Genomic DNA, 21,090 nt, shown 5'->3' with positions numbered 1-21,090 from the left:
TCAGCCCTGTGAGGGACGCGCCAGATGGCGGCCCAGCCTGAGGCGCAGGCGTGCCGGCAATGCGCCGAGCAACCGCAGCACCAGGGTGAAGGTGGCAGGGAAGACAATCTCCAGTGGGCGACGCGGCAGGCGCGTGATGATGTGGTCGGCGGCGCGTTCGACGCGCCACAGTTGGGGCATGGGGAAATCATTGCGGCGTGTCAGGGGCGTGTCGACGAAACCGGGGCTGACCAGGGTGACGTCGATGCCTTCGGCAGCCAGGTCGATGCGCAGGGATTCGACCAGGTAGCGCAAGGCTGCCTTGGACGCGCCATAGGCCCCTGCGCGTGGCAAGGCCAGCCAGCTGACCGAGCTGCCCATGACCACCAGGTGCGGCTGCCGGCCACGGCGCAGCAAGGGCAGGGCGGCGGCCAGGCAAAGGCTGGTACCGGTCAGGTTGGTGCGCATTACCCGCTCGACCAGCGCCGGGTCGAAGTGCCCCGGTTCCAGGTATTCGCAGGTGCCGGCATTGAGAATGACCTGGTCCAGTGCGCCCCAGGCCTGCTCGATCTGCCCGGCCATCTGCGCCACATCCCCTGGCTGGTCGACATCGCCCACCGTCAGCAATACCTGGCCCGGAAACTGTGCGGCCAGTGCGGCCAGCTTGTCCGCCCGGCGTGCCCCCAACGCCACCTGGTGGCCTTGCTCCAGCAATTGCAACGCCATGGCTGCGCCGATGCCGCTGCTGGCGCCGGTCAGCCAGCAACGGCTCATGCCAGCCTGCCTTTGAGCCAGCGAATCACGCTGCCCATGACGGGCACATGCTCGTAAAGCAGGGCGCCGGCATCGAAGTAATCCTGGTGAAAATGCACCCGCTCCTGCCAGCGCAGGTGGCTGCAACCCTGCAGGCTGATCAGTTGCCCGCGGGCGAGTTGCGGGTGGCGGTAGTGCAAGGTCCAGCGGATGTAGCCATGGCCCGGCGCCAGTTCGTCGGTGCCTTCGAACCGGTAATGCACGTCAGGCACCTTCGCGTACAACTGGGCGAAATAGGCCCGCAGTGCGCGAAGACCTGTGAGCTGGTGCAGTGGGTCGCGGAACGCGACATCCTCGCTGTACAGGTCGTTCAGCAGGTCGAGGTTATGCGAATCGAGCGTGGCAAAGCGTTCGGCGAAGTACTGGAGGTAGGTGGACATGCACAATACCTGTACAAAACTAAGCTGTTGTACAAGGTATAGTGCAGGTCACTGTATAAAGCTATACAAAAGAAATGTTTTGTACAGTTTTTCGGGTGGCTACAGGTTCAGACTGCTATCAACCCGGTAATGCGCCCAACTCGATCAGCCCGCCATCGAACTCATCCATCGCATCCAGCACCGCCTCACGGAAATACGCCAACGACGCCCGATCGAACAGCAACTGCAAGGCCGGCTGCTCATCACTCCCCACATTCACCACGATCACATTGATCCGCGCCGCAGAGGTTTGCGCCACGGCACCGATGGGAAATGCCTGCAAACGCAGGTCGACTCCGCACAACTTGGCCATTACCGCGCTGCCATGCGCCCCCGACAGCTGCAACCAGGCATGGCTGTCCTGGCGCGGCAGCAGGTAGTTACGCTGGGCATCCTGCGTCCACTCGGCCTCTGTGGTGGCCACCCGCGTGCCTTCGTCAGCCAGGCTGCCCAGCAGCAGGTATTCGGTGTGCGACAACCGCGCTACCCAGCCGCCGTCGTCCTGGCGCACGGCCTGGTTCGGCTGCTGCGGCAACCGGTAGCCACGTTGCTGCAGGTAGGCGGCGCTGTCGACGCCGCGAAAGCCGACCCGCGCCACCTCGGTCAGGTCGGTCAACGCGCAGGCGTGCAACAGCTCGGCCCGCGGGCTGCGAAGGATAAACGCTTTGGCTTGCAAACTGGTCATGGTTCAGAGCTCCTGGCGCAGGTTGTCGGGGTCGTGGAACGGCAGTTGCACCACCTTGGCATGCACCATCGCGCCGCCCTCCACGCGGATCGGGATGTGCATGCCGGGGGTGGCCTGGTGGGCGCCGGCATAGGCCAGGCCGATGATCTGCCCCAGGGTTTGCGAGTACTCGCAGGAGGTGACGTTGCCGCTGATGTCCGGTCCGTCCAGCACCAGGTGCCCCTCCAGCGGCTGTGGGCTGCCTTTGGGCAGGGTGAAGCCGACCAGCTTGCGCTTGAGCGGCTGTGCTTCGAGGATTTCGATGGAGCGCTTGCCGACGAAGAACGGCTTCTTGCGGCCAATGGCCCACTGCATGTCGATCTCTGCGGGGTGGGTCATGCCGTCGGTGTCCTGGCTGATGATCACATGGCCTTTTTCCAGGCGCAGCAGGCGTTGGGTCTCGACGCCGAACGGGCGAATGCCCAGGCCCGCGCCGGCCTGCATCAGGGCGTCCCACAGGCGCTCGGCATGGCGCGCCGGCACATGCACTTCATAACCCAGCTCACCGACGAAACCGACCCGCAGGATGCGCGCCGGGATGCCGGCCACCTTGCCCTGCCGTACGCCCAGGTACGGGAAGGCCTCGGCCGACAGCGCGACATCGTCACACAACTTGGCCAGCACCTGACGCGACAGCGGCCCGGCCAGGTTGACGGCAGCCAGGGCGGCGGTGACGTTGGTGATGTCCACGTCCAGGCGCCACTGCGCATTCCACTTCAGCATCTGCTGATAGATGCGGTCGACGCCGCTGGTGGTGGCGGTGACATAGAAGTGCTGCTCGCCCAGGCGCGCACAAACGCCATCGTCGATCACCACACCGTGTTCGCTGGTCATCAGTGCGTAGCGGGTGCGGCCGATGGCCAGTTTGGCAAAGCCGAAGGTGTACAGGCGTTCCAGCAGTTCGGCGGCGTCCGGGCCGCGTACGTCCAGGCCACCCAGGGTAGACACGTCGATCAGGCCGACCTTCTCGCGCACATGGCGGGCTTCTTCCTGCATGCAGCGCTCGCGGTCTTCGGGTTTGCCGTAATAAGCCGGGCGCTGCCAGATACCGGCCGGCATCATCTTCGCCCCGGCTTGCAGGTGACGGCGGTGCATGGGCGTTTGCCGATAGGGGTCGAAGGCACGGCCGGCGACATGTGCCAGCTTTTCTGCCTGGAACGGTGGGCGGGCGGTAGTCACTCCGGTTTCGCTGATGCTGCGGCCGGTGGCCTGGGCCACCAGACGCGCCGTGGGTAGCGCCGAGTGGCGGCCTTGGGACGGGCCCATGCCGACCGTGGAAAAACGTTTGACCAGTTGCACGTCACGGTAGCCGCTGCGGGTAGCGTTGACGATGTCGCGCACTTGCAGGTCTTCGTCGAAGTCGACGAAATCCTTGCCTTTGGGGTGGGGGAAAATCGGCCAAGGGAAATTGACCTTGGCTTCGGCGCTGAACACCGACTGCGCCGGTGCTTGCAGGCCCAGCGCAGTTGCCGCGTCGGCGGCCCCGCGTGTGGCATCGGCCAGCACGTTGGCCAGCGCGTGGCGACCGTTTACCGAGCCGGCGATATCCAGCCCGGCCGGCAAATGGCTGATGGCGAATTCGTCGCGGTTGACGTCATAGGCCAGCTTGCCACCGGCCTGGCACAGCAACTGGTACACCGGCATGTAGCCCGCCGACATGCACAGCAGGTCGCACGCCAGGCGCAGCCCGTGCGGGCCGACCTTGCCCTGGCCGGTGATCGGGCGAATGTCCACGCCACTGACATGGCGCATGCCCGCTTCATGCAGGGCTTCATACACGGTGCTGCCCAGGTGCACGGGGATATCGCGGCGCTTCAGCTCGGCAGCCAGTGCGGCATCGGCCGGCGCGGCGCGCATGTCGACCACGGCGGCTACGGCCACGCCTTGCTCCTGCAGGTCGAGGGCGGCCAGGTAGCCGTCATCGTGGCCGGTGAGAATGACCGCGCGCTGGCCCGGTTTGACCGCGTACAGCTTCATCAGCCGCTGGGCAGCGCTGGTCAGCATCACGCCCGGCAGGTCGTTGTTGCGAAACACCACCGGCTGGTCGAACGAGCCGGCTGCCACCAGGCAACGGGTGGCGCGCACCTTGTATAGCCGCTTGTGCTGAATTACCGGCAGGTAGTTGTCGGTGAACCAGCCGTTGCAGGTGGCCTCCAGCAGCACCTGGATGTTCGGGTGGCCCTCGACGGCGGCCAGCAGTTCCTGGCGCAGGCTGGCGGCGCGGGTGCCGGCGATGTCGAAGCGGGCGTAGGTGAGCGAGCCGCCCAGCACCGGTTGTTGTTCGATCAGCAGCACTTTGGCCCCGGCGTTGGCTGCGTCCAGGGCCGCACGCAGGCCAGCCGGGCCGGCGCCGATAACGGCCACGTCAACGAACAGATAGGCCTTGTCGTAATACTGCGGCTTGAAGCCAAGGTCGAGCACACCCAGGCCGGCTTTCTTGCGGATCAGCGGCTCCCACACTTTCCACATGCCTTTGGGCTTGTAGAACGAGCGGTAGTAGAAGCCCACCGGCATGAAGCGCGAGAACTTGCCCAGGTAGGCGTCGCGGTCATGCTGCAGGCTGCCGTTGAAGTTCTGCCCTTCGACCACCTGGCCGTCGCGGGCAGCTTCCAGGTCGGCCAGCACGTTGGGTTCTTCGGGCAACTGCACCAGGGTGTTGGCATCTTGCCCGGCCATGCTCAGCGGGCCGCGTGGGCGATGGTATTTGAACGAGCGCGACAGCAGCCAGCGGCCATTGCCAAGCAGGGCGCTGGCAATGGTGTCACCGGCAAAACCCTCGCAGGCCTGGCCGTCGAACTGGAAGCGCACAGGCCGCTCGCGGTCGATCAGCAGGCCCATGGGTGCGGGGAGGCGGGTGTGGCTGTTCATCCGGCAATCTCCGGGGTGGCGGCGGGGGTGAAGTCGACGCGGCGGTCGAACAGTGCTTTCGGGTCGAAGGTGCGCAGCACCTGGTCGCTAACCGTGTGACGCTCGGCCAGGAACCAGTAGCTGGAGGCGTTGTGCAGCCACCACTCGGTCACCACCCCGGCCAGGTTGTCGCTGTTGAACACATAGTCGGCCCACTCGGCATCGCTGCAACTGGCCGGGTCGGGCATGTGCTTGAACTCGCCGCCGTAGGTGAACTCGCTGATGTTGCGCGGGCCGTTCAAGGGGCAGGTCAGGATCTTCATCGTCGTGTGCTCCTAGTGGCTGGCCGCAGTGGCGCCCATTTCGTTCACTTGCTGGAAGCGGCTGAAGCGCTCCAGGGCGAAGGGCGCGATCATTTCGGGTACTTTGCCGCCGCTGGCGACCAGCTCGGCCATGGTCTTGCCGCAGATGGGCGTGGCCTTGAAGCCCCAGGTGCCCCAACCAGCGTCCAGGTAGTAGTTGTCGACCGGCGACAGGCCCATGATCGGGCTGTAGTCCGGGGTCATGTCGGTCATCCCGGCCCACTGGCGCATCAGCTTGGCGTTGGCCATGAACGGGAACATCTCGATGGCGTGGGCCAGCAGGCTTTCCTTGAGGTCGAGGGTGGAGCGGGTGTTGTACAGCGGATAAGGGTCGGAGCCGCCGCCAAAGACGATTTCGCCCCGGCTGGTCTGCTGTACATAACAATGCAGCGCCGACGAACTGACCAGCGGGTCGAGAAACGGTTTGAACGGCTGGGTGACCATGGCTTGCAACGGGTAGGTGTGGATCGGCGCACGGATGCCGGCCTTGGCCATCAGCACCGAACTGGCACCGGCCACGGCCTGGACCACGCAGCCGCATTGCACGGTGCCACGGTTGGTCTTCACCGCTTCGATGCGGCCATTGCGTATCAGCAGGTCCTGCACTTCGGTCAGTTGGTGGATTTCCACACCCCGCTTGGCCGCCTGCTTGGCGTAGCCCCAGGCCACCGCGTCGTGGCGTGCAGTGGCGCCGTCGATGTGCCACAGGCCAGCCAGCACCGGGAGGTGGCCGGGGTCGAGGTTGAGGCTGGGCACCAGTTCACGAATCTGTTGGCGGTCGATCATTTCGGTACGGCCGCCGAAGTGCTTGTTGACCTCGGCGCGCTGGCGGAAGGCGCGTACGGTAGCGTCGGTATGCGCCAGCGTGAGCTGGCCGCGCTCGGAATACATGATGTTGAAGTCGAACTCGTTCGACAGGTTCTGGAACATGCGCACCGATTCTGCGTAGAAGCGCACGCCCTCGCTGGTGAGGTAGTTGGAGCGGATCACCGCCGTGTTGCGTGCGGTATTGCCGCCGCCCAGGTAGGCCTTTTCCAGCACGGCGACATTGGTGATGCCGTGGTACCTGGCCAGGTAGTAGGCGATAGCCAGGCCGTGGCCGCCGCCGCCGATGATCACCACGTCATAGCGCGGTTTGAGTTCGCACGGTGGCGGCAGGTCGACCTCCACCGGGTAGTCGGCGCTCAGGCCGTATTTCAGCAGGGCGAAAGGCATGCGGTGCGCTCCTGGTGGGCGGCCTGTTGCTGCAGGTCGAGGGCGAGCAGGGTGTTTTTCATCAAATAGGCGATGGTCATCGGGCCGACGCCGCCTGGGACTGGGGTGATGCCGGCGACCTGGGGCAGGGCGGCGGCGAAGTCGACATCGCCGACCAGGCGGCTGTGGCCGCCTTCTTCGATGCGGTTGATGCCGACGTCGATCACCACCGCGCCGGGCTTCAGCCAGTCGGCACCGATCAGCTTCGGTTTGCCTACCGCGGCCACGAGGATGTCGGCCTGGCGGCACAGCGCCGGCAGGTCCTGGCTGCGCGAATGCACCACGGTCACCGTGCAGTCGGCCTGCAGCAGCAGGGCAGCCATGGGTTTGCCGACGATGTTCGAGCGGCCCACCACCACCGCATGCTTGCCGCGCAGCTCGCCACAGGCGTCGCGCAACAGGCGCATGCAGCCACTGGGCGTGCACGGGGTAAGCACATCGCGGCCCTGGGCCAAACCACCGACGTTTTCGCTGTGAAAGCCGTCCACGTCCTTCAGCGGGTCGATGGCCTGCAACACGCGGTGCGCGTCGATGTGCGCGGGCAGCGGCAGTTGCACGAGGATGCCGTTTACCGCGCTGTCGCGGTTGAGACGGTCGATCAGGGTCAGCAGCTCGGCCAGGGTGGTGTCGGCGGGCAGCCGATGTTCCAGCGAACGAATGCCTACTTCGTCGGCGCGCAGCACCTTGTTGCGCACATACACCTGGCTGGCGGCGTCGGCACCTACCAGTACCACCGCCAGGCCTGGTTGAACGCCGCCCTGGCACAGCTCCTGCACCTGCTCGCGCACCTCGGCCAGCACCCGCGCTGCGGTGGCCCTGCCGTCGATCAGCTTGACGCTGGGGATGGCGTTCATTTGAAGATCACCGTGCGGTCGTGGTTAAGGAATACCCGGTGTTCAAGGTGGTATTTCACGGCGCGGGACAGGGCGATGGTTTCGGTGTCACGGCCGATGGCAACCAGGTCGTCCGGTGCGTAGGCGTGGTCCACGCGCTGCACTTCCTGCTCGATGATCGGGCCTTCGTCCAGCTCGCTGGTCACGTAGTGGGCGGTGGCGCCGATCAGCTTGACCCCGCGCTGGTAGGCCTGGTGGTAGGGCTTGGCGCCTTTGAAACCGGGCAGGAACGAGTGATGGATGTTGATCGCCCGGCCTGACAGTTGGCGGCACAGGTCGTCGGACAGAATTTGCATGTAGCGCGCCAGCACCACCAGTTCGGTGCCGGTGTCTTCGACAATGCGCAACAGTGCGGCTTCCTGTTCGGCCTTGGTTTCCTTGGTAACGGGCAGGTAGACGAAGCGGATGCCCTGGCGCTCGGCCATGGGGCGCAGGTCCAGGTGGTTGGACACCACGGCGGTGATCTGCATGTCGAGCTCGCCCTTGGCATGCCGGTACAGCAGGTCGGACAGGCAGTGGTCGAACTTGCTCACCATCAGCAGCACGCGCATCGGCCGGGCGCTGCTGTGCAGGCTCCACTGCATGTCGAAGCGCTGGGCCACGTCGGCAAAGCCCGCCTCCAGCTGCGGTGTGTCCCCTGTGGTGCCGGTGTTGTAGCGGAACACTGCGCGCATGAAAAAGCGCCCGTTGTCCTCGTCGTCGAACTGCGCCATCTCGCTGATGTAGCAACCGTGCTCGGCCAGGTAAGTGGTCACCGCAGCGACGATGCCGGACACGGCCGGGCAACTGACGCGCAGGATGAAGTGATCGGGAGCGGGGTGCATGTCGGGTAGGCCTCGTGATGGAGTGGGGCAGGTCGGGCACAAGGGCAAAAGAAGCTTCGCGAGCAGGCGAAGTAGTGTTTCTTGGTAGGAATATAAATTTCCTTTAGGCGATTTATAGGCGAAGTGAGGGGTGGCGGTCCAGGGGTTTGTGAAATTTTTTATCCTGGCAGGAAAGTTTTTTGAGGGCGCTTTGTAGGGCTATGCTTGCTCCATGACTACGCCACCCCCCTTGCGCCAACCATGCCCCCCTGGTGCCTGCGACTGCGGCCGCGAACATCTGGGCGAGCATCCGCAGGCCGCACAGCGCATCCTGCTACTGACCCGTCAGGAAGAGAAACGCCTGCTCGATCGCCTGGAAAACCTCAAGGACCTGGAGGACCTGCAACGCCTGCAGCAACGGATGTACGACAATCTCGGCATCCGTGTGCACATCGCCCCCGGGTTCAACGAAGTGCGCACCATGCGTGGGATTGTCATCGAGCTGGATGACCAGCCAGGGCTGTGCCGCAGGACCCGGCAATCGATCCCGGCGGCAATCCGGCGCGGGCTGGAGCGTAACCCGCAGGTGGCCTTCCGGTTGCTCGATACTCATGACTTGCTGCGGGATACCTGACGGTCAATCTGGTGTGAGCGCTCTGTCGCCCCTGTAGCTGCGGGTTATTGCCCAGGAAATGTCTGGAAACGTGCCAAAGAGACGGATCCTACAACCGTTTAGGAAGCGCCAGACTCTTTGAAGAATTGATTCCCCGATAGTGTTCCTGTCTTCAGCACGCTGGAAGACAAGGACCCCTTCATGCCTGGCCCAACCGATACCCCTCTGTTGCTTGCTCGCTATTTCGAAGCGCACTGGTGCTGCCTGATCGATTCCCTTCGAAAAATCGGGAGGCGCTTATGACCCTCAGTCAACGTATCGCCATTGCGACAGCCGAAGCCGGGCTCCCTTCTGACCAGTGCATGGCCTGTGAACGGCAAGGTCTGCCGATCCTGCCCCTGCGCCGCGCCCTGGTGCCGGATACCCGCCCGCAGGGCCTCACCACTGTGGCCGGCAGCCTGCATGTCTCGGCGAAGCTGGGCGTGCGCACCTTGCGCATGGGCTACCTGTACGTGCTGCTCGACCAGCAGGTCTGGCATGCCTACGAAGTGAGCGAGCAGGGCCATCTGCGCCGCTTCAACCCCTACGAACCGTCAGAGGGCCTGCCTGCATCGCTGCCCGAGAAGTGCGTGAATGAAAACCACGACATTCCCTCGTCCTTCCTCAACATCGACACCGACCGCTATGGCAGCGCCTGGCTGGCCTTCTCCAGCGACCCTTGGCCGGTAAGTGTGCTGGATGCCTACAAGAAGGGCCAGGCGCCTGCCCATCGCTTCGAAGGGGTAGACCTGACTCAGGCGCGTCACAACCCCGAGTTGCTGGGCATCGCCATGACGCCCGACAATTTGCAGGTCGACAAGGAGGTTCTCGAATACGCGCAGTATGGGTGCTCGCCGTTCGACAGTGCGCATGGCTTCCATACCCGCTGGCTGCGCCGGTTTGCCTTGAAGGGATACCTGGTCAACGCGATGAACCGGCACAAGCTGGAGAACGGTGTGCTGGCGGTGGTGCTCGACGATACCGTGGGCTTGATTCAGGAGTTCAACCATCAGCGGCTGAGCTGGGTTGTGAAGCGCCAGGTCTGGCGCGAGGACCCCATGCGGGCCTACCAGCTGCAGACCTCGCAAATCCTGCAAGTCATTCGCGCCACACACCGGGAGTGGGCGGCGCAGAAGGTGCCGTCGTTGGAGCCCGTGACCGGCGACGGACCACCGGTGTTCATCGACCCGACGGTGGAGCGTCAGCGGTTGGTAGAGCGGGCGCAGTTGGAGAGTGACGAGCGGCTGGAGGAACGCTACGACGAAGCGAAACGGGCAACGTTCCAGGCCGAGTATGACCAGCAGGAAGTCGAGTTTCAGGGTTACATCGACAAGAACGCGCGTGCTTATGTTGCGCTGTTCGATACGCCCATGTTCAAGGTGGCCGAGCAGTACGACTACGACGGCGATCATCGTGAGTCCGGCGTGGCCTATGCCAAGACCATGGCCCTGTGCCTGGGCGGTGGTATTACCGAAGCCGTGGCACCCGATGCGTCTCCCGCCGCCGGCACCAGCGAAACGCTCTGGCTGAAATGGCTACAGGACCCTGACAGTCCACCTTACCGCGCGTTGCTGATGCGCGACCGTGCGTTGTTGGCCGGGTTGCTGCCCAGCTTTTCCGCCACCGACGTGATCAACTGGAATGACAGCGACAAATTCTACGGCATGCTGAGCAAGGTCATCGGCAGCGATGACGCCGGTTTGCGCATGCGCAATACCCTCAAGCAGGCCATTGCCGAAACCCAGGGTGCCCTCAACGCCGCCAGCCAGCGCCTGGCACCCTGCTTGTCGTCCGGTATTCAGAACGCTGTGCGGCACCTGAACAGCGCGACGCAGTATCTCTACAACGGCGTGCACCTGATCGAGCTGGAAGTGAAGATGAAGCTGGGCGAGTACTACGCCCTGCAGAGTGCCCACTTGCGCGAGTTGCAGCACAAGGCCAATGCCTCGATTGCCGAGGCCAGGGACCGGATGCATCGCAATATCGATGACTTCGACCTCCATTCAACCAAGGCCTGGAACAAGGTGCGGCCGATCATGCAGCACGGGCTGATGAGCCTTGCCGTGCTCGACCCACGGTTTACCCACACCATGATCAGCGTAACGGTGTGGGTGGAGGGTACGGCTGAAGAAGTGCGTGGCCGGCTGCTTGAGGGAGCCAACATGAAGGTGACCCAGGCGAGCAGTGCGGCACAGATTGCCTTGGTGGATATCTCGGTGGCGGCAGGGACGCTGGAGACCAATGCCCGCAAGGTGTTGCAGGGTATGCGCATTACTTCCAAGCAAGCGGCGCAGTTGGTGCGGACTGGCTTTAGCGGATTGCGGGGTGTGGCAAGCAGTTGGGAAGTGTTGCTCGCGATAGGCGGATTGTATTTGCAACACGACAGCCTGAGCAGAAACCAGGAAAAGGTGGAGGTAGAGATTGGGCCAAGGGCGCATGAGGCCAAGCTGGCGTTGCAAGGTTCGCTGCTGGGGATATTGGGCGGGCAGATTGAGTTGGCCGGACTGGCAATGCGATCCAGTGCCACCTACATAAAGGCGCCCTGGTCCCAAGGCACGGCAGCAGTTGGAGTGGCGCTGGTTAAGTTCGGCGCCCTATTCAGTTCAATAGCCGGGATTTTTGATACTGCACAAGCGATATCTGCCGCCAAGCGAGCTTCTGCAGCGGGAGACAGTTTAGCGTTATCGCAATATCGATGGTCCGTTGCGCTCCTCGGATTGGGTACATTAGCTTTTGCGGGGGCGGTGTTCAATCCATTATTCATAGGCCCTTTAGGTATAGCTGTAATACTGACGCTGAGCGCATACGCTTTAAGCAAACGAGCAGAAGAAAATGAATCAACTGCGCTGGAGCGCTGGGTGAGACGCTGTTGCTTTGGGAAGGGTGATGAAAATCCGATTGTACGTTGGAATGCTCCTGAGTATGCAGATCTTTCATTCGCAGAGCTTAACGCTGCTACGCTTGGTGTTCAGGCAAGGCTTCATTTCGAGGCGAATCTCTTGAATAAACCTGGTGCACCAAGGATTGGTGGATTGGTTAGCCTGGAGAGGGAACAGAAACTAAAATTTCAAGTTATATTGCCACAGCACAGGCATGATGTCTCGGCGTACCGATGGAGCCTGATCGTTCATCGTGGCCGTGATGGGGAATTTCCAGAATACTTTGGTGGAGAGACGTTAATCTCTGAAGATTACCATGCTCATCACATAGAACCACTTTCTAAACATGCCGTATTCTCTACTTTTGCTCCGCCGCCTCATCCTGATTATAAAAGAGATATTGCTGTTGTAAAGAAAGCGCAGAAGTCAATTTTTGGGGGTGGCGAAATTCAATGGTTGGATATAGCAGGGGTTGTGGAACTAAATCCAACCATAGGCGCGCACAGTATAGTGGCAGCCACACTGGTTGTGATGTACTGGCCGGACAGGTCAATTGAAAGTGCATATGTAGAGATATGTGACAGGAGGGAGAGTGAGTAAATTTCAGGCTAGAGTGTTATGGGGGCGATCGCTAGGCTGGAGCCACGACCTACCACAAATTAATGAAACTCCAATGCTCCCATACGGAACGGAAAGCATTAAGCCTTCGCCCAATAACTTTAACAATATCTATTTGGAGCTGCCTCGGTCTAGTTTTGGCTTGCGGGGTGTAGTGGCGTTATTCAGTATTCCGATTTTAATACCATGTGTCATTCTGGTTTTATACGTGTACTGGACTTATTTGGTTGATGGACTGTCGCGTGACTGGGTGTTTGATCTTTTTGCGATGTTGATGTCTGCAATCGGGCTGTGGGCCAGTATTTTTTATATAAAACTGGACCTGACGCTTCCACGGGATGAACCAATCCGCTTCAATCGTCTACGCCGAAAAATCTATTTCTATCAATACAGATCCCATTACATCTATCTGTTCAGCCGCAAACGCTGGGGCGTCCAGCCGGTCGCCCATAACTGGGACGACGTCACCGCCGAGGTCTACCGCGTCTACGCCCCCGGCCACGGGGGCCTGATCGAAAACGTCATGCTGTCAGTCCGTAATCCCGAAACCAATGAAGTCATTGACCGTGTCTTCTTCACGCATACCTTGGATCAAGGCAAGGCTTACTGGGCTATCGCCCGGCTCTTCATGCAGCAAGGCCCTGAGGCCCTACCCAAATTCGTGCACCCACCCCGCGACTGGAACGATGACGATGGCCTGAGCCACATGCATTGCCTGGCGCCAAAGGTTCAATGGCCAGCGGACATAGACCGCGAATCCCGTACTGCACCCTCTGAAGAAGGTGCAGTGGATGGCACCCGCTAGAATCGCTCGCACAGGGCCTCTGCAAAAAAAATGGCTACGGTGGATTCACCCCTTCTTCAGCCTGTAGGCCAGGGCAGGGCGGGTCATGCCGAGCAGGCGGGCGGCTTCGGAAACGTTCTGCCCACAGCGCTGCATGGCCTCTTGCATCAGTACCGCCTCGACGGCGTCCAGGCCTGTACCGCTGTCGAGAATCTGCGCCACCCAGCCGGGCGAAGCCTGGTCACTGCCCGCCACCAGCCGGCCATCGCTGCCCAAGCCAATGCTGTCGGTAGCCGGCGGCGAATGGGGAAACAGCGCGTCCAGGCCGATACTCTGGTTCTCATCGGTGATGATCACCCCGCGCTCCATGAGGTTTTCCAGTTCGCGGATGTTGCCCGGCCAGTCGTATTGCAGGCATACCTGCATCGCCCGGTCGCTGAGCCCACGGGTTTTCTTGCCGTAGCTGTGGTGCAGGCGGCCAAGGAAGTGCTCGATCAGCAGCGGGATGTCTTCGCGCCGCTCGCGCAGTGCCGGGATGTGCACCGGAAACACGTTCAGGCGGTAGAACAGGTCGGCCCGGAAGCGCCCATCCTTCACGGCCTGTTCGAGGTTTTCGTGGGTGGCGGCGATCACCCGTACATCCACCGGCCGCGTGCGGCTGTCACCCACGCGCTCCAGTTCGCCTTCCTGCAGCACACGCAACAGGCTGGCCTGGGCGCGCGGGGTGAGCTCGACGATCTCGTCCAGGAACAGTGTGCCGCCGTTGGCCCGTTCGAAGCGGCCCATGCGTGCCTGCAGGGCGCCGGTGTAGGCGCCTTTCTCGACGCCGAACAGCTCGGCTTCGATCAGGTCCGGCGGTATGGTCGCGCAGTTCAGCGCCACGAACGCGGCGCCAGCACGCTCGCTGCGCAGGTGCAGGCTGCGGGCGATCACTTCCTTGCCAACCCCGGTTTCGCCCAGCAACAGCACCGATGCCTTGCCAGGGGCAACTTTGTCGGTGAGCGCGCAGCAGCGCCGGTATACCGCCGACTGGCCGATGCCGTAGAACTGCCCCGACTCGTACTGCAGGCGCTGGCGCAGGTTGGCCACCTGCACCTGCAGCGACTGCAGTTCGTCGATCACCGGGTCGCTCTGGAAGTAGCGCAGGAAGGTGTCGGCATCCTCCCATTGCTCCACCGGCTTGCCGATGATGCGGCATTCGCTGCCACCGCAGCCACGGCAACTGACCTCCTTGTACAGCACCTGGCGGCCGAGGAAGAACGAGCTGTAGCTGATGGCGTAACCGAGCAGCATCCAGCACACCGGCTGCTCGGAATGCAGGGCTTCGGACTGGCAGTTTTCCACCTCGAAGGAGTCTTGCCATTCGATGTCGGCGTAGAAGTGGCCGTTGTCCAGGTCGATTTCCAGCTGCTGCGGGCGCACTTTGACCATGCCTTTGAGCGAATGCAGTTGCGGGCCGATGAAGAACATGTCCACCGGGTTGCCATTGGGCCGCAGCTTGCGCGCCAGCTCGGCGTCCTTCAGCCCCGACTGGTAGCCCAGGCGCAGGAAGAAGCCCTTGGCCCGCTCTACGCCGAGCATTTCGATCAGCTCGCGGCGCATGCTGGCCATGGTCGCGGCCTGCACCAGCAGCATGCGCTGCTCGTCCAGCCAGATCTTGCCTTCGGTGCCTTCAAACCGTACCCGTTCGGTCAGGTCTTTCAGCGCCGGCGCAGGTTCTGGCGCCCTGTACTGGGTAATCATTCGCTTGCGCCCCTTGTTTGTAGTTGTATGGGGAATCGGCGTGCACCCGCTCAGGCAAGGCGGGTTTGCTGGTCACGCCGGGACGACCGCAGTCTGCAGGCAAGGCCCGGGTCGTTCTCTTTTCTAAACCGCCTGAAAGCGGCGCAAAAGTCAATCGCCGGTGACGTTTGCCATTTGCTCAAACGGCGCAGGTGCGATTGAGCAAATGATCAAACGGGCAGCCTGCAACGTGCGCATAGCGCTGCCTCAAGCTAACGCTTAAGAAAAATAAAATCTTTTAAAAACAATTGGTTGGGTTTCATTTTTGGCGCTTTCAAAGCGCCTGGCACAGCCGTTGCTCTAGCCCTTGGCACGTCCAACCGGAGCACCCGTGCATGACTCAAACCACCACCACCTTCGAGCAAATGCCGCGCTACGTCCGCGTACGTAGCGAGCCGGACGCCGCCTTCGTCGAGTTCGACTTTGCCATCGGTTACCCGGACCTGTTCGTCGAACTGGTCCTGCCGCGCACGGCCTTCGCCAGCTTCTGCGCCAGCAACCGGGTGCGCCACATGGACGCTGCGATGGCCGCTGCCGTCGATGCCGACATGCGCAAGTGGCGCTATGGCGAAAGCCGCGACGCGGACGATTGAAGCGCCGCCTGCCGGCGCATTGCATCCCCACAACAACAAGTACAGGACGCCTTGCATGAGTATCGAGATCAAGACGGCCACGGTCGAGCCGATCCGCCAGACCTTCAGCCACACCCGCCGCCGTTTCGGTGACAAGCCGGCCAGCCGCTACCAGGAAGCCAGCTTCGACATCGAGGCCGCCACCAACTTCCACTACCGCCCGCTGTGGCAGCCGGACAAGCTGCTCAACGACCCCAGCCGTACCGCCGTGCAGATGGCTGACTGGTACGCCGTCAGCGACCCGCGCCAGTACTACTACGGCGCCTACGTGCAAGCCCGGGCACGCATGCAGGAAAACGCCGAGCACAGTTTTGCCTTCTGCGAAAAGCGTGAGCTGCTGGCCAGCCTGCCGGTCGAAACCCGTGCTTTGGTCGCGCGCCTGCTGCTGCCGCTGCGTCACGCCGAACTGGGCGCCAACATGAACAACAGCGGCATCGCTGCTGACGCCTTCGGCACCAGCGTCACCCAGATGCACATGTTCCACGCCATGGACCGGCTGGCCATTGCCCAGTACCTGTCACGCATCGGCCTGCTGCTGGAAGACGACGGCCTGGCGCTGTTGGCCGAAGCCAGGCAGCGCTGGCTGGACGAGCCGGCCTGGCAAGGGCTGCGCCGCTATGTGGAGGACAGCCTGGTGGTGCGTGACTGGTTCGAGCTGAGCCTGGCGCAGAACCTGGTCAGCGACGGCCTGCTGTATCCGCTGTTGTTCGAGCACTTCGATGCGCAGCTGGTGGCCATTGGGGCAGGGCAGCTGGGCATGCTCACCGAGTTCATGCGCCTGTGGTTTGCCGAAAGCCAGCGCTGGGTCGATGCGCTGGTCAAAACCGCCGCAGCCGAAAGCCCATACAACCGTGAGTTGATCGAAGGCTGGGTATGTGAATGGCGCAGCCGTGCCGTGCAAGCGCTGCTACCGCTGGCCGAGGCCGGCCCAGGCCGTGACGCGCTGGATGCTTGTGACAGCGCCTTTGGCGCACGCCTGAAAAAACTGGGCCTCAGTGGAGACGCCGCATGACTTCCCTCGTGTACATCGCCTTTCAGGACAACGACAGCGCCCGCTACATCGTCGAGGCCATCACCCAGGACAACCCGCATGCCCAGGTGCAGCACCAGCCGGCGATGATCCGCGTGCAGGCCGAAGGGCGCCTGGAGATTCACCGCGCCACGGTGGAAGAAAAGATCGGCCGTGAATGGGACGTGCAGGAAATGCTGATCGACGTGATCACCCTCGGCGGCAACGTCGAGGAAGACGAAGACTGCTTCGCCCTGCACTGGAACTGATCCGCACAACGACAAGAACAAGGGAGACCACCATGGCCGCCAAACGCCTCAACCAGAAAGACAAGTACCGCTGCCTGACCCGCGACCTGGGCTGGGAACCGAGTTACCAGAGCAAAGACGCCATCTACCCCTACGAGCGGTTCGAGGGCATCAAGATCACTGACTGGGACAAGTGGGAAGACCCGTTCCGCCTGACCATGGACGCCTACTGGAAGTACCAGGCCGAGAAAGAGAAGAAGCTGTACGCCATCTTCGATGCCTTCGCCCAGAACAACGGCCACCAGAACATCTCTGACGCCCGCTACGTCAACGCCCTGAAACTGTTCCTGAGCGGCGTCACTCCGCTGGAGTACCAGGCCTACCAGGGCTTCGCCCGTGTCGGCCGGCACTTTGGTGGCGCCGGCGCACGGGTGGCCTGCCAGATGCAGGCCATCGACGAACTGCGCCACGTGCAGACCCAGGTGCACGCCATGAGCCACTACAACAAGCACTTCAACGGCCTGCACGACTTCGCCCACATGCACGACCGGGTGTGGTTCCTGTCGGTGCCCAAGTCGTTCTTCGAGGATGCGCGCACAGCCGGCCCGTTCGAGTTCCTCACCGCCATCTCGTTCTCGTTCGAGTATGTGCTGACCAACTTGCTGTTCGTGCCGTTCATGTCGGGTGCCGCGTTCAACGGCGACATGGCCACGGTCACCTTCGGCTTCTCGGCGCAGTCCGACGAAGCCCGGCACATGACCCTGGGCCTGGAGGTGATCAAGTTCCTGCTGGAGCAACACGAGGACAACGTGCCCATCGTGCAGCGCTGGATCGACAAGTGGTTCTGGCGCGGTTACCGGCTGCTGACCCTGGTAGGGATGATGATGGACTACATGCTGCCCAACAAGGTGATGTCCTGGGCCGAAGCCTGGGAGGTGTACTTCGAGCAGGCCGGTGGCGCGCTGTTCAAGGACCTGGAGCGCTACGGTATCCGCCCGCCGAAGTACGTCGAGCAGACCACCATCGGCAAGGAGCATATCAGCCACCAGGCCTGGTCGATCTTCTACCAGTACAGCCAGGCCACCAACTTCCACACCTGGATCCCCACCGACGAGGAGCTGGACTGGCTGTCGGCCAAGTACCCGGACACCTTCGACCGCTACTACCGGCCGCGCTACGAGCATTGGCGCGAGCTGCAGGCGCGCGGTGAGCGCTTTTACAACCCGACGCTGCCGATGCTGTGCCAGATCTGCCAGATCCCGCTGGCCTTCACCGAGCCGGATGCGCCCACGCAACTGAGCCACCGCAGCCTGGTGCATGAGGGCGAGCGCTACCACTTCTGCTCCGATGGCTGCTGCGACATCTTCGCCTTCGAGCCGGACAAGTACGTGCAGGCCTGGCTGCCGGTGCATCAGATCCTGCAGGGCAACTGCGGTGGCGGCGATGTCGAGGCGGTGGTGCGCGACTACTACAACATCGACCCCGGGCAGGACAACTTCGAGTACCAGGGTTCGCCCGAACAGCAGCGCTGGCAGGCCTTGCAAGGCACCGGGCGCAAGGCCGGCTGAGCCACCGAACCACCAGGGCGCCGTTGACGCGCCCTGGCCCTACAAGAACAAGAGGAACAACACCATGCCCGTGACCGCCATCGGCACCTACACTGCCCAGCCCCTGGACCGCCAGGCCAACTTCCACGGCGCCCAGCTGGTGTACCTGTGCTGGGAAAACCACCTGCTGTTCTGCGCTCCGTTCACCCTGCCGGTGGACCCGGCGCTGCCCTTTGCCGCTTTCATCGAGCAGGTGGTCAAGCCGGCCATTGCCCTGCACCCGGATGCTGCCCAGGTGGACTTCGCCACTGCACGGTGGCGCCTGGATGAGCAGCCCTTCACGCCCGACCTGGCCCGAGGACTGGCAGCCAACGGCATCACCCACAAAAGCCTGCTGCACCTGCACACCCCCGGCCTTGAAGGCCTGGGCGGCAGCCACAACTGAGGAATGCCGCCATGAGCTATCAAGTCACCATCGAACCCACTGGCGAACAGATTGAAGTAGAGGAGGGGCAGACCATCCTCGAAGCAGCCTTGCGCCAAGGCGTGTGGTTGCCGTTTGCCTGTGGCCACGGCACCTGCGCCACCTGCAAGTGCCAAGTACTGGAAGGCGAGGTCGACCTCGGTGCCGCTTCGTCCTTCGCCCTGATGGACATGGAACGCGACGAGGGCAAGGTGCTGGCTTGTTGCGCCATCCCGCAGAGCGACCTGGTCATCGAGGCCGACATCGACGTCGACCCGGACTTCGCCGGCCTGCCGGTGCAGGACTACCACGCCGTAGTCACTCGGCTGGTCGAACTGTCACCGACCATTCGCGGCGTGCACCTGAAACTCGACCGGCCGATGGCCTTCCAGGCCGGGCAGTATGTGAACCTGCAACTGCCTGGCATTGAAGGCAGTCGCGCATTTTCCCTGGCCAACCCGCCCCAGCAGGCGGACGAGGTGGAACTGCATGTGCGCCTGGTGGAAGGCGGCGTGGCCACCGGGTACATTCACCAGCAGCTCAAGGTGGGCGACGCGCTGGCGCTGTCCGGCCCGTACGGGCAGTTTTTCGTGCGCAGCTCCCAACCGGGCGACCTGATTTTCATCGCTGGCGGCTCGGGGCTTTCCAGCCCGCAATCGATGATTCTCGACTTGCTGGCGCGTGGTGATACCCGCCGCATCACCCTGTTCCAGGGCGCCCGTACCCGTGCCGAGCTGTACAACCGCGAACTGTTCGAAGCGCTGGCTGCCCGCCATGCCAACTTCAGCTATGTGCCAGCCCTCAGCCAGGCTGCCGAAGACGCACAGTGGCAGGGTGTGCGCGGTTACGTGCACGACGCCGCCAGGCAGCATTTCGAGGGCCGCTTCAACGGCCACAAAGCCTACCTGTGCGGCCCGCCACCGATGATCGACGCGGCCATCACCTGCCTGATGCAGGGCCGCCTGTTCGAGCGTGACATCTTCATGGAGCGCTTCTACAGCGCCGCTGATGGGGCCTCTGAAGGCCAGCGTTCGGCGCTGTTCAAACGCATCTGACCCTTTGACGCCTGGCTCCCTGGCCACAGGGGGCTGGCGTGCACCCGACCGATAACAACAAAAAAGGTTGACCCGATGACCCCGACCCTTGCAAACCTGCTGCGCCTTGCCGTGTGCGCCTCGTTGTTCGGCGCTGCCAACCTGTCCCATGCAACCGAAGGCGGCGGCACGTCCTACCCGCTCGGTGCCGAAAACTACATGTCCGGCGCCATGCCACCACCGGGTTTTTATGGCCAGCTGTTCGTCAACCACTACGAAGCCGACAACCTGCGTGGCAACGACGGGCGCAAACTGCCGGTGGACTTTCGTGTACGCGCCAATGCCATTGTGCCGCGGTTGATCTGGGTAAGCGATTACACCGTGCTGGGTGGCAGCCTGGCGTTGCATGCCATCGTGCCGTTGGTAGACCTGAAGGTATCGCTCAACGGCCAGTCGCAGCATAACAGCGGCCTGGGCGACGTGATCTTCGGCCCGGCGCTGGGCTTTCACCACAGTGACAAGTTCCACAGCATCCTGGCCTTCGACATGATTGCCCCCACCGGGCGCTACGACAAGAACGACCTGGCCAACCCCGGGCGCAATTACTGGGTGTTCGAGCCGGTGTACGCAATGAGCTACATCGACCCGGCCGGGCTCAACCTGGATGCCAAGGTGATGTACGACTTCAACCGGCGCAACCCGGCCACCGATTACCGTTCGGGGCAGGAGTTTCATGTGGACTATGCCGTGGGATGGGGGCTTGGCAATGGCTGGGTGCTGGGGGTAGGGGGGTATTACTACCGGCAGACGACTGACGACCGCCAGGACGGTGAGCGTATCGAAGACAACAAGGGGCGCAGCTTTGCCATCGGCCCGTCGATCAAGTACAGCGGCAAGGATGGCTGGTTCGTGACGGCGAAGTGGTCGAAGGAAACCGAAGTGCGCAACCGCGCCCAGGGTGATGCCTACTGGTTGAAGCTGACCTTGCCATTCTGAAAGGGGGCTGCTGCGCAGCCCATCGCCGGCAAGCCAGCTCTCATCAAACAAAATGCAACCCACTGTTTTTTAAGCACTCAGGCAGCCACCAGTTGGTACCCCAGTTTCCGGGCTTTGCGAAGCAAAGCCCGGACCTGTCGGTCTTGGCTCCTGGCTTCGAATTCCTCAAGACCTTTTTCGACATAAGCCTGTTTCTTGGTTAGCAGGTTGTACACCAGTCGTGCCAACTGGTGGGCAGTGGCTTTGATGGCGCAGCTGGTATCCATTCGAGTCAGCCTGGCTCGGTGCGATGCACCAATGAAACCCTTGTCATTACGAGCATTGGATGCAGCCTGCTTGAGTGCTTGAGCTG

The 21,090-nt window shown here is 62.5% G+C and carries 19 protein-coding genes and 1 pseudogene; 10 read left to right on the top strand and 10 right to left on the bottom strand.

The annotated features are described in order from the left end of the window. From N436_RS20785 to purU, 8 genes are all read right to left on the bottom strand, one after another. A complete protein-coding gene (locus N436_RS20785; RefSeq protein ID WP_110741842.1) occupies positions 1-753 on the bottom strand; it encodes an SDR family oxidoreductase in 753 nt (250 codons plus the stop codon). Next, positions 750-1,172: a nuclear transport factor 2 family protein gene (locus tag N436_RS20780; RefSeq protein WP_105948717.1), complete on the bottom strand. Its 423-nt coding sequence runs from the start codon at positions 1,170-1,172 to the stop codon at positions 750-752. Before N436_RS20780 ends, N436_RS20785 begins: the two co-directional genes overlap by 4 nt. A 118-nt stretch (positions 1,173-1,290) precedes the next feature. Continuing rightward, the gene (locus tag N436_RS20775) at positions 1,291-1,896 is read right to left on the bottom strand and encodes a sarcosine oxidase (RefSeq protein ID WP_110741841.1); all 606 of its coding nucleotides are present in this window, start codon (positions 1,894-1,896) and stop codon (positions 1,291-1,293) included. A 3-nt stretch (positions 1,897-1,899) separates the two neighbouring features. After that, on the bottom strand, positions 1,900-4,803 hold the full coding sequence (locus tag N436_RS20770; RefSeq protein WP_110741840.1) for a 2Fe-2S iron-sulfur cluster-binding protein: 2,904 nt from the start codon (positions 4,801-4,803) through the stop codon (positions 1,900-1,902). Continuing rightward, positions 4,800-5,105: a sarcosine oxidase subunit delta gene (locus N436_RS20765; protein ID WP_028613225.1), complete on the bottom strand. Its 306-nt coding sequence runs from the start codon at positions 5,103-5,105 to the stop codon at positions 4,800-4,802. Before N436_RS20765 ends, N436_RS20770 begins: the two co-directional genes overlap by 4 nt. Positions 5,106-5,117: 12 nt before the next feature. Next, complete coding sequence (locus tag N436_RS20760) at positions 5,118-6,359, bottom strand: FAD-dependent oxidoreductase (RefSeq protein WP_105948714.1); 1,242 nt, start codon at positions 6,357-6,359, stop codon at positions 5,118-5,120. Beyond that, complete coding sequence (gene folD, locus N436_RS20755; RefSeq protein WP_110741839.1) at positions 6,341-7,252, bottom strand: bifunctional methylenetetrahydrofolate dehydrogenase/methenyltetrahydrofolate cyclohydrolase FolD; 912 nt, start codon at positions 7,250-7,252, stop codon at positions 6,341-6,343. The genes N436_RS20760 and folD overlap by 19 nt, the downstream gene beginning before the upstream one ends. Beyond that, complete coding sequence (gene purU, locus N436_RS20750) at positions 7,249-8,115, bottom strand: formyltetrahydrofolate deformylase (RefSeq protein ID WP_110741838.1); 867 nt, start codon at positions 8,113-8,115, stop codon at positions 7,249-7,251. Before purU ends, folD begins: the two co-directional genes overlap by 4 nt. A 211-nt stretch (positions 8,116-8,326) precedes the next feature. Between purU and N436_RS20745 the strand changes: the two genes are divergently transcribed. The 3 genes from N436_RS20745 to N436_RS20735 all read left to right on the top strand — a co-directional run bounded on the left by N436_RS20745 (position 8,327) and on the right by N436_RS20735 (position 13,048). After that, entirely contained in the window at positions 8,327-8,728 is a 402-nt protein-coding gene (locus N436_RS20745) for a hypothetical protein (RefSeq protein ID WP_110741837.1), read from the top strand. A 278-nt stretch (positions 8,729-9,006) separates the two neighbouring features. Further along, a complete protein-coding gene (locus tag N436_RS20740; protein WP_110741836.1) occupies positions 9,007-12,225 on the top strand; it encodes a T6SS effector BTH_I2691 family protein in 3,219 nt (1,072 codons plus the stop codon). Between the two features lie 226 nt (positions 12,226-12,451). Next, on the top strand, positions 12,452-13,048 hold the full coding sequence (locus N436_RS20735; protein ID WP_256590000.1) for a DUF6708 domain-containing protein: 597 nt from the start codon (positions 12,452-12,454) through the stop codon (positions 13,046-13,048). A gap of 45 nt (positions 13,049-13,093) precedes the next feature. On the opposite strand, the gene N436_RS20730 is transcribed toward N436_RS20735, so the two are convergent. Beyond that, on the bottom strand, positions 13,094-14,770 hold the full coding sequence (locus tag N436_RS20730; protein ID WP_110741835.1) for a sigma-54-dependent Fis family transcriptional regulator: 1,677 nt from the start codon (positions 14,768-14,770) through the stop codon (positions 13,094-13,096). 374 nt (positions 14,771-15,144) lie between these two features. On the opposite strand from N436_RS20730, the gene N436_RS20725 reads away from it, so the two are divergent. The 7 genes from N436_RS20725 (at position 15,145) to N436_RS20695 (ending at position 20,738) form a co-directional block, all read left to right on the top strand. Beyond that, positions 15,145-15,402 carry a phenol hydroxylase subunit gene (locus N436_RS20725; protein ID WP_110741834.1) on the top strand — a complete coding sequence of 86 codons (258 nt, stop codon included), beginning with the start codon at positions 15,145-15,147 and terminating at the stop codon, positions 15,400-15,402. 55 nt (positions 15,403-15,457) lie between these two features. Next, the gene (locus N436_RS20720; protein WP_110741833.1) at positions 15,458-16,453 is read left to right on the top strand and encodes an aromatic/alkene monooxygenase hydroxylase subunit beta; all 996 of its coding nucleotides are present in this window, start codon (positions 15,458-15,460) and stop codon (positions 16,451-16,453) included. After that, entirely contained in the window at positions 16,450-16,719 is a 270-nt protein-coding gene (locus tag N436_RS20715; RefSeq protein ID WP_019097310.1) for an MmoB/DmpM family protein, read from the top strand. The genes N436_RS20720 and N436_RS20715 overlap by 4 nt, the downstream gene beginning before the upstream one ends. A 32-nt stretch (positions 16,720-16,751) precedes the next feature. Further along, positions 16,752-18,266: an aromatic/alkene/methane monooxygenase hydroxylase/oxygenase subunit alpha gene (locus N436_RS20710; RefSeq protein ID WP_104834531.1), complete on the top strand. Its 1,515-nt coding sequence runs from the start codon at positions 16,752-16,754 to the stop codon at positions 18,264-18,266. A 64-nt stretch (positions 18,267-18,330) separates the two neighbouring features. Then, complete coding sequence (locus N436_RS20705) at positions 18,331-18,690, top strand: phenol hydroxylase subunit P4 (protein ID WP_016714637.1); 360 nt, start codon at positions 18,331-18,333, stop codon at positions 18,688-18,690. A gap of 11 nt (positions 18,691-18,701) precedes the next feature. Continuing rightward, positions 18,702-19,763 (top strand): NADH:ubiquinone reductase (Na(+)-transporting) subunit F, encoded by a 1,062-nt coding sequence (locus N436_RS20700; protein ID WP_060497194.1) that lies wholly within the window; start codon positions 18,702-18,704, stop codon positions 19,761-19,763. 75 nt (positions 19,764-19,838) lie between these two features. Then, positions 19,839-20,738 (top strand): transporter, encoded by a 900-nt coding sequence (locus tag N436_RS20695; protein WP_177410319.1) that lies wholly within the window; start codon positions 19,839-19,841, stop codon positions 20,736-20,738. A gap of 77 nt (positions 20,739-20,815) precedes the next feature. On the opposite strand, the pseudogene N436_RS20690 reads toward N436_RS20695, so the two are convergent. Further along, positions 20,816-21,090: pseudogene (locus tag N436_RS20690) on the bottom strand (IS110 family transposase); the annotation flags it as partial.

This window comes from Pseudomonas sp. RV120224-01b (assembly GCF_003208145.1).
In the GTDB taxonomy this organism is placed as follows: domain Bacteria; phylum Pseudomonadota; class Gammaproteobacteria; order Pseudomonadales; family Pseudomonadaceae; genus Aquipseudomonas; species Aquipseudomonas monteilii.
This window is presented reverse-complemented; position numbering and strand designations above follow the sequence as displayed.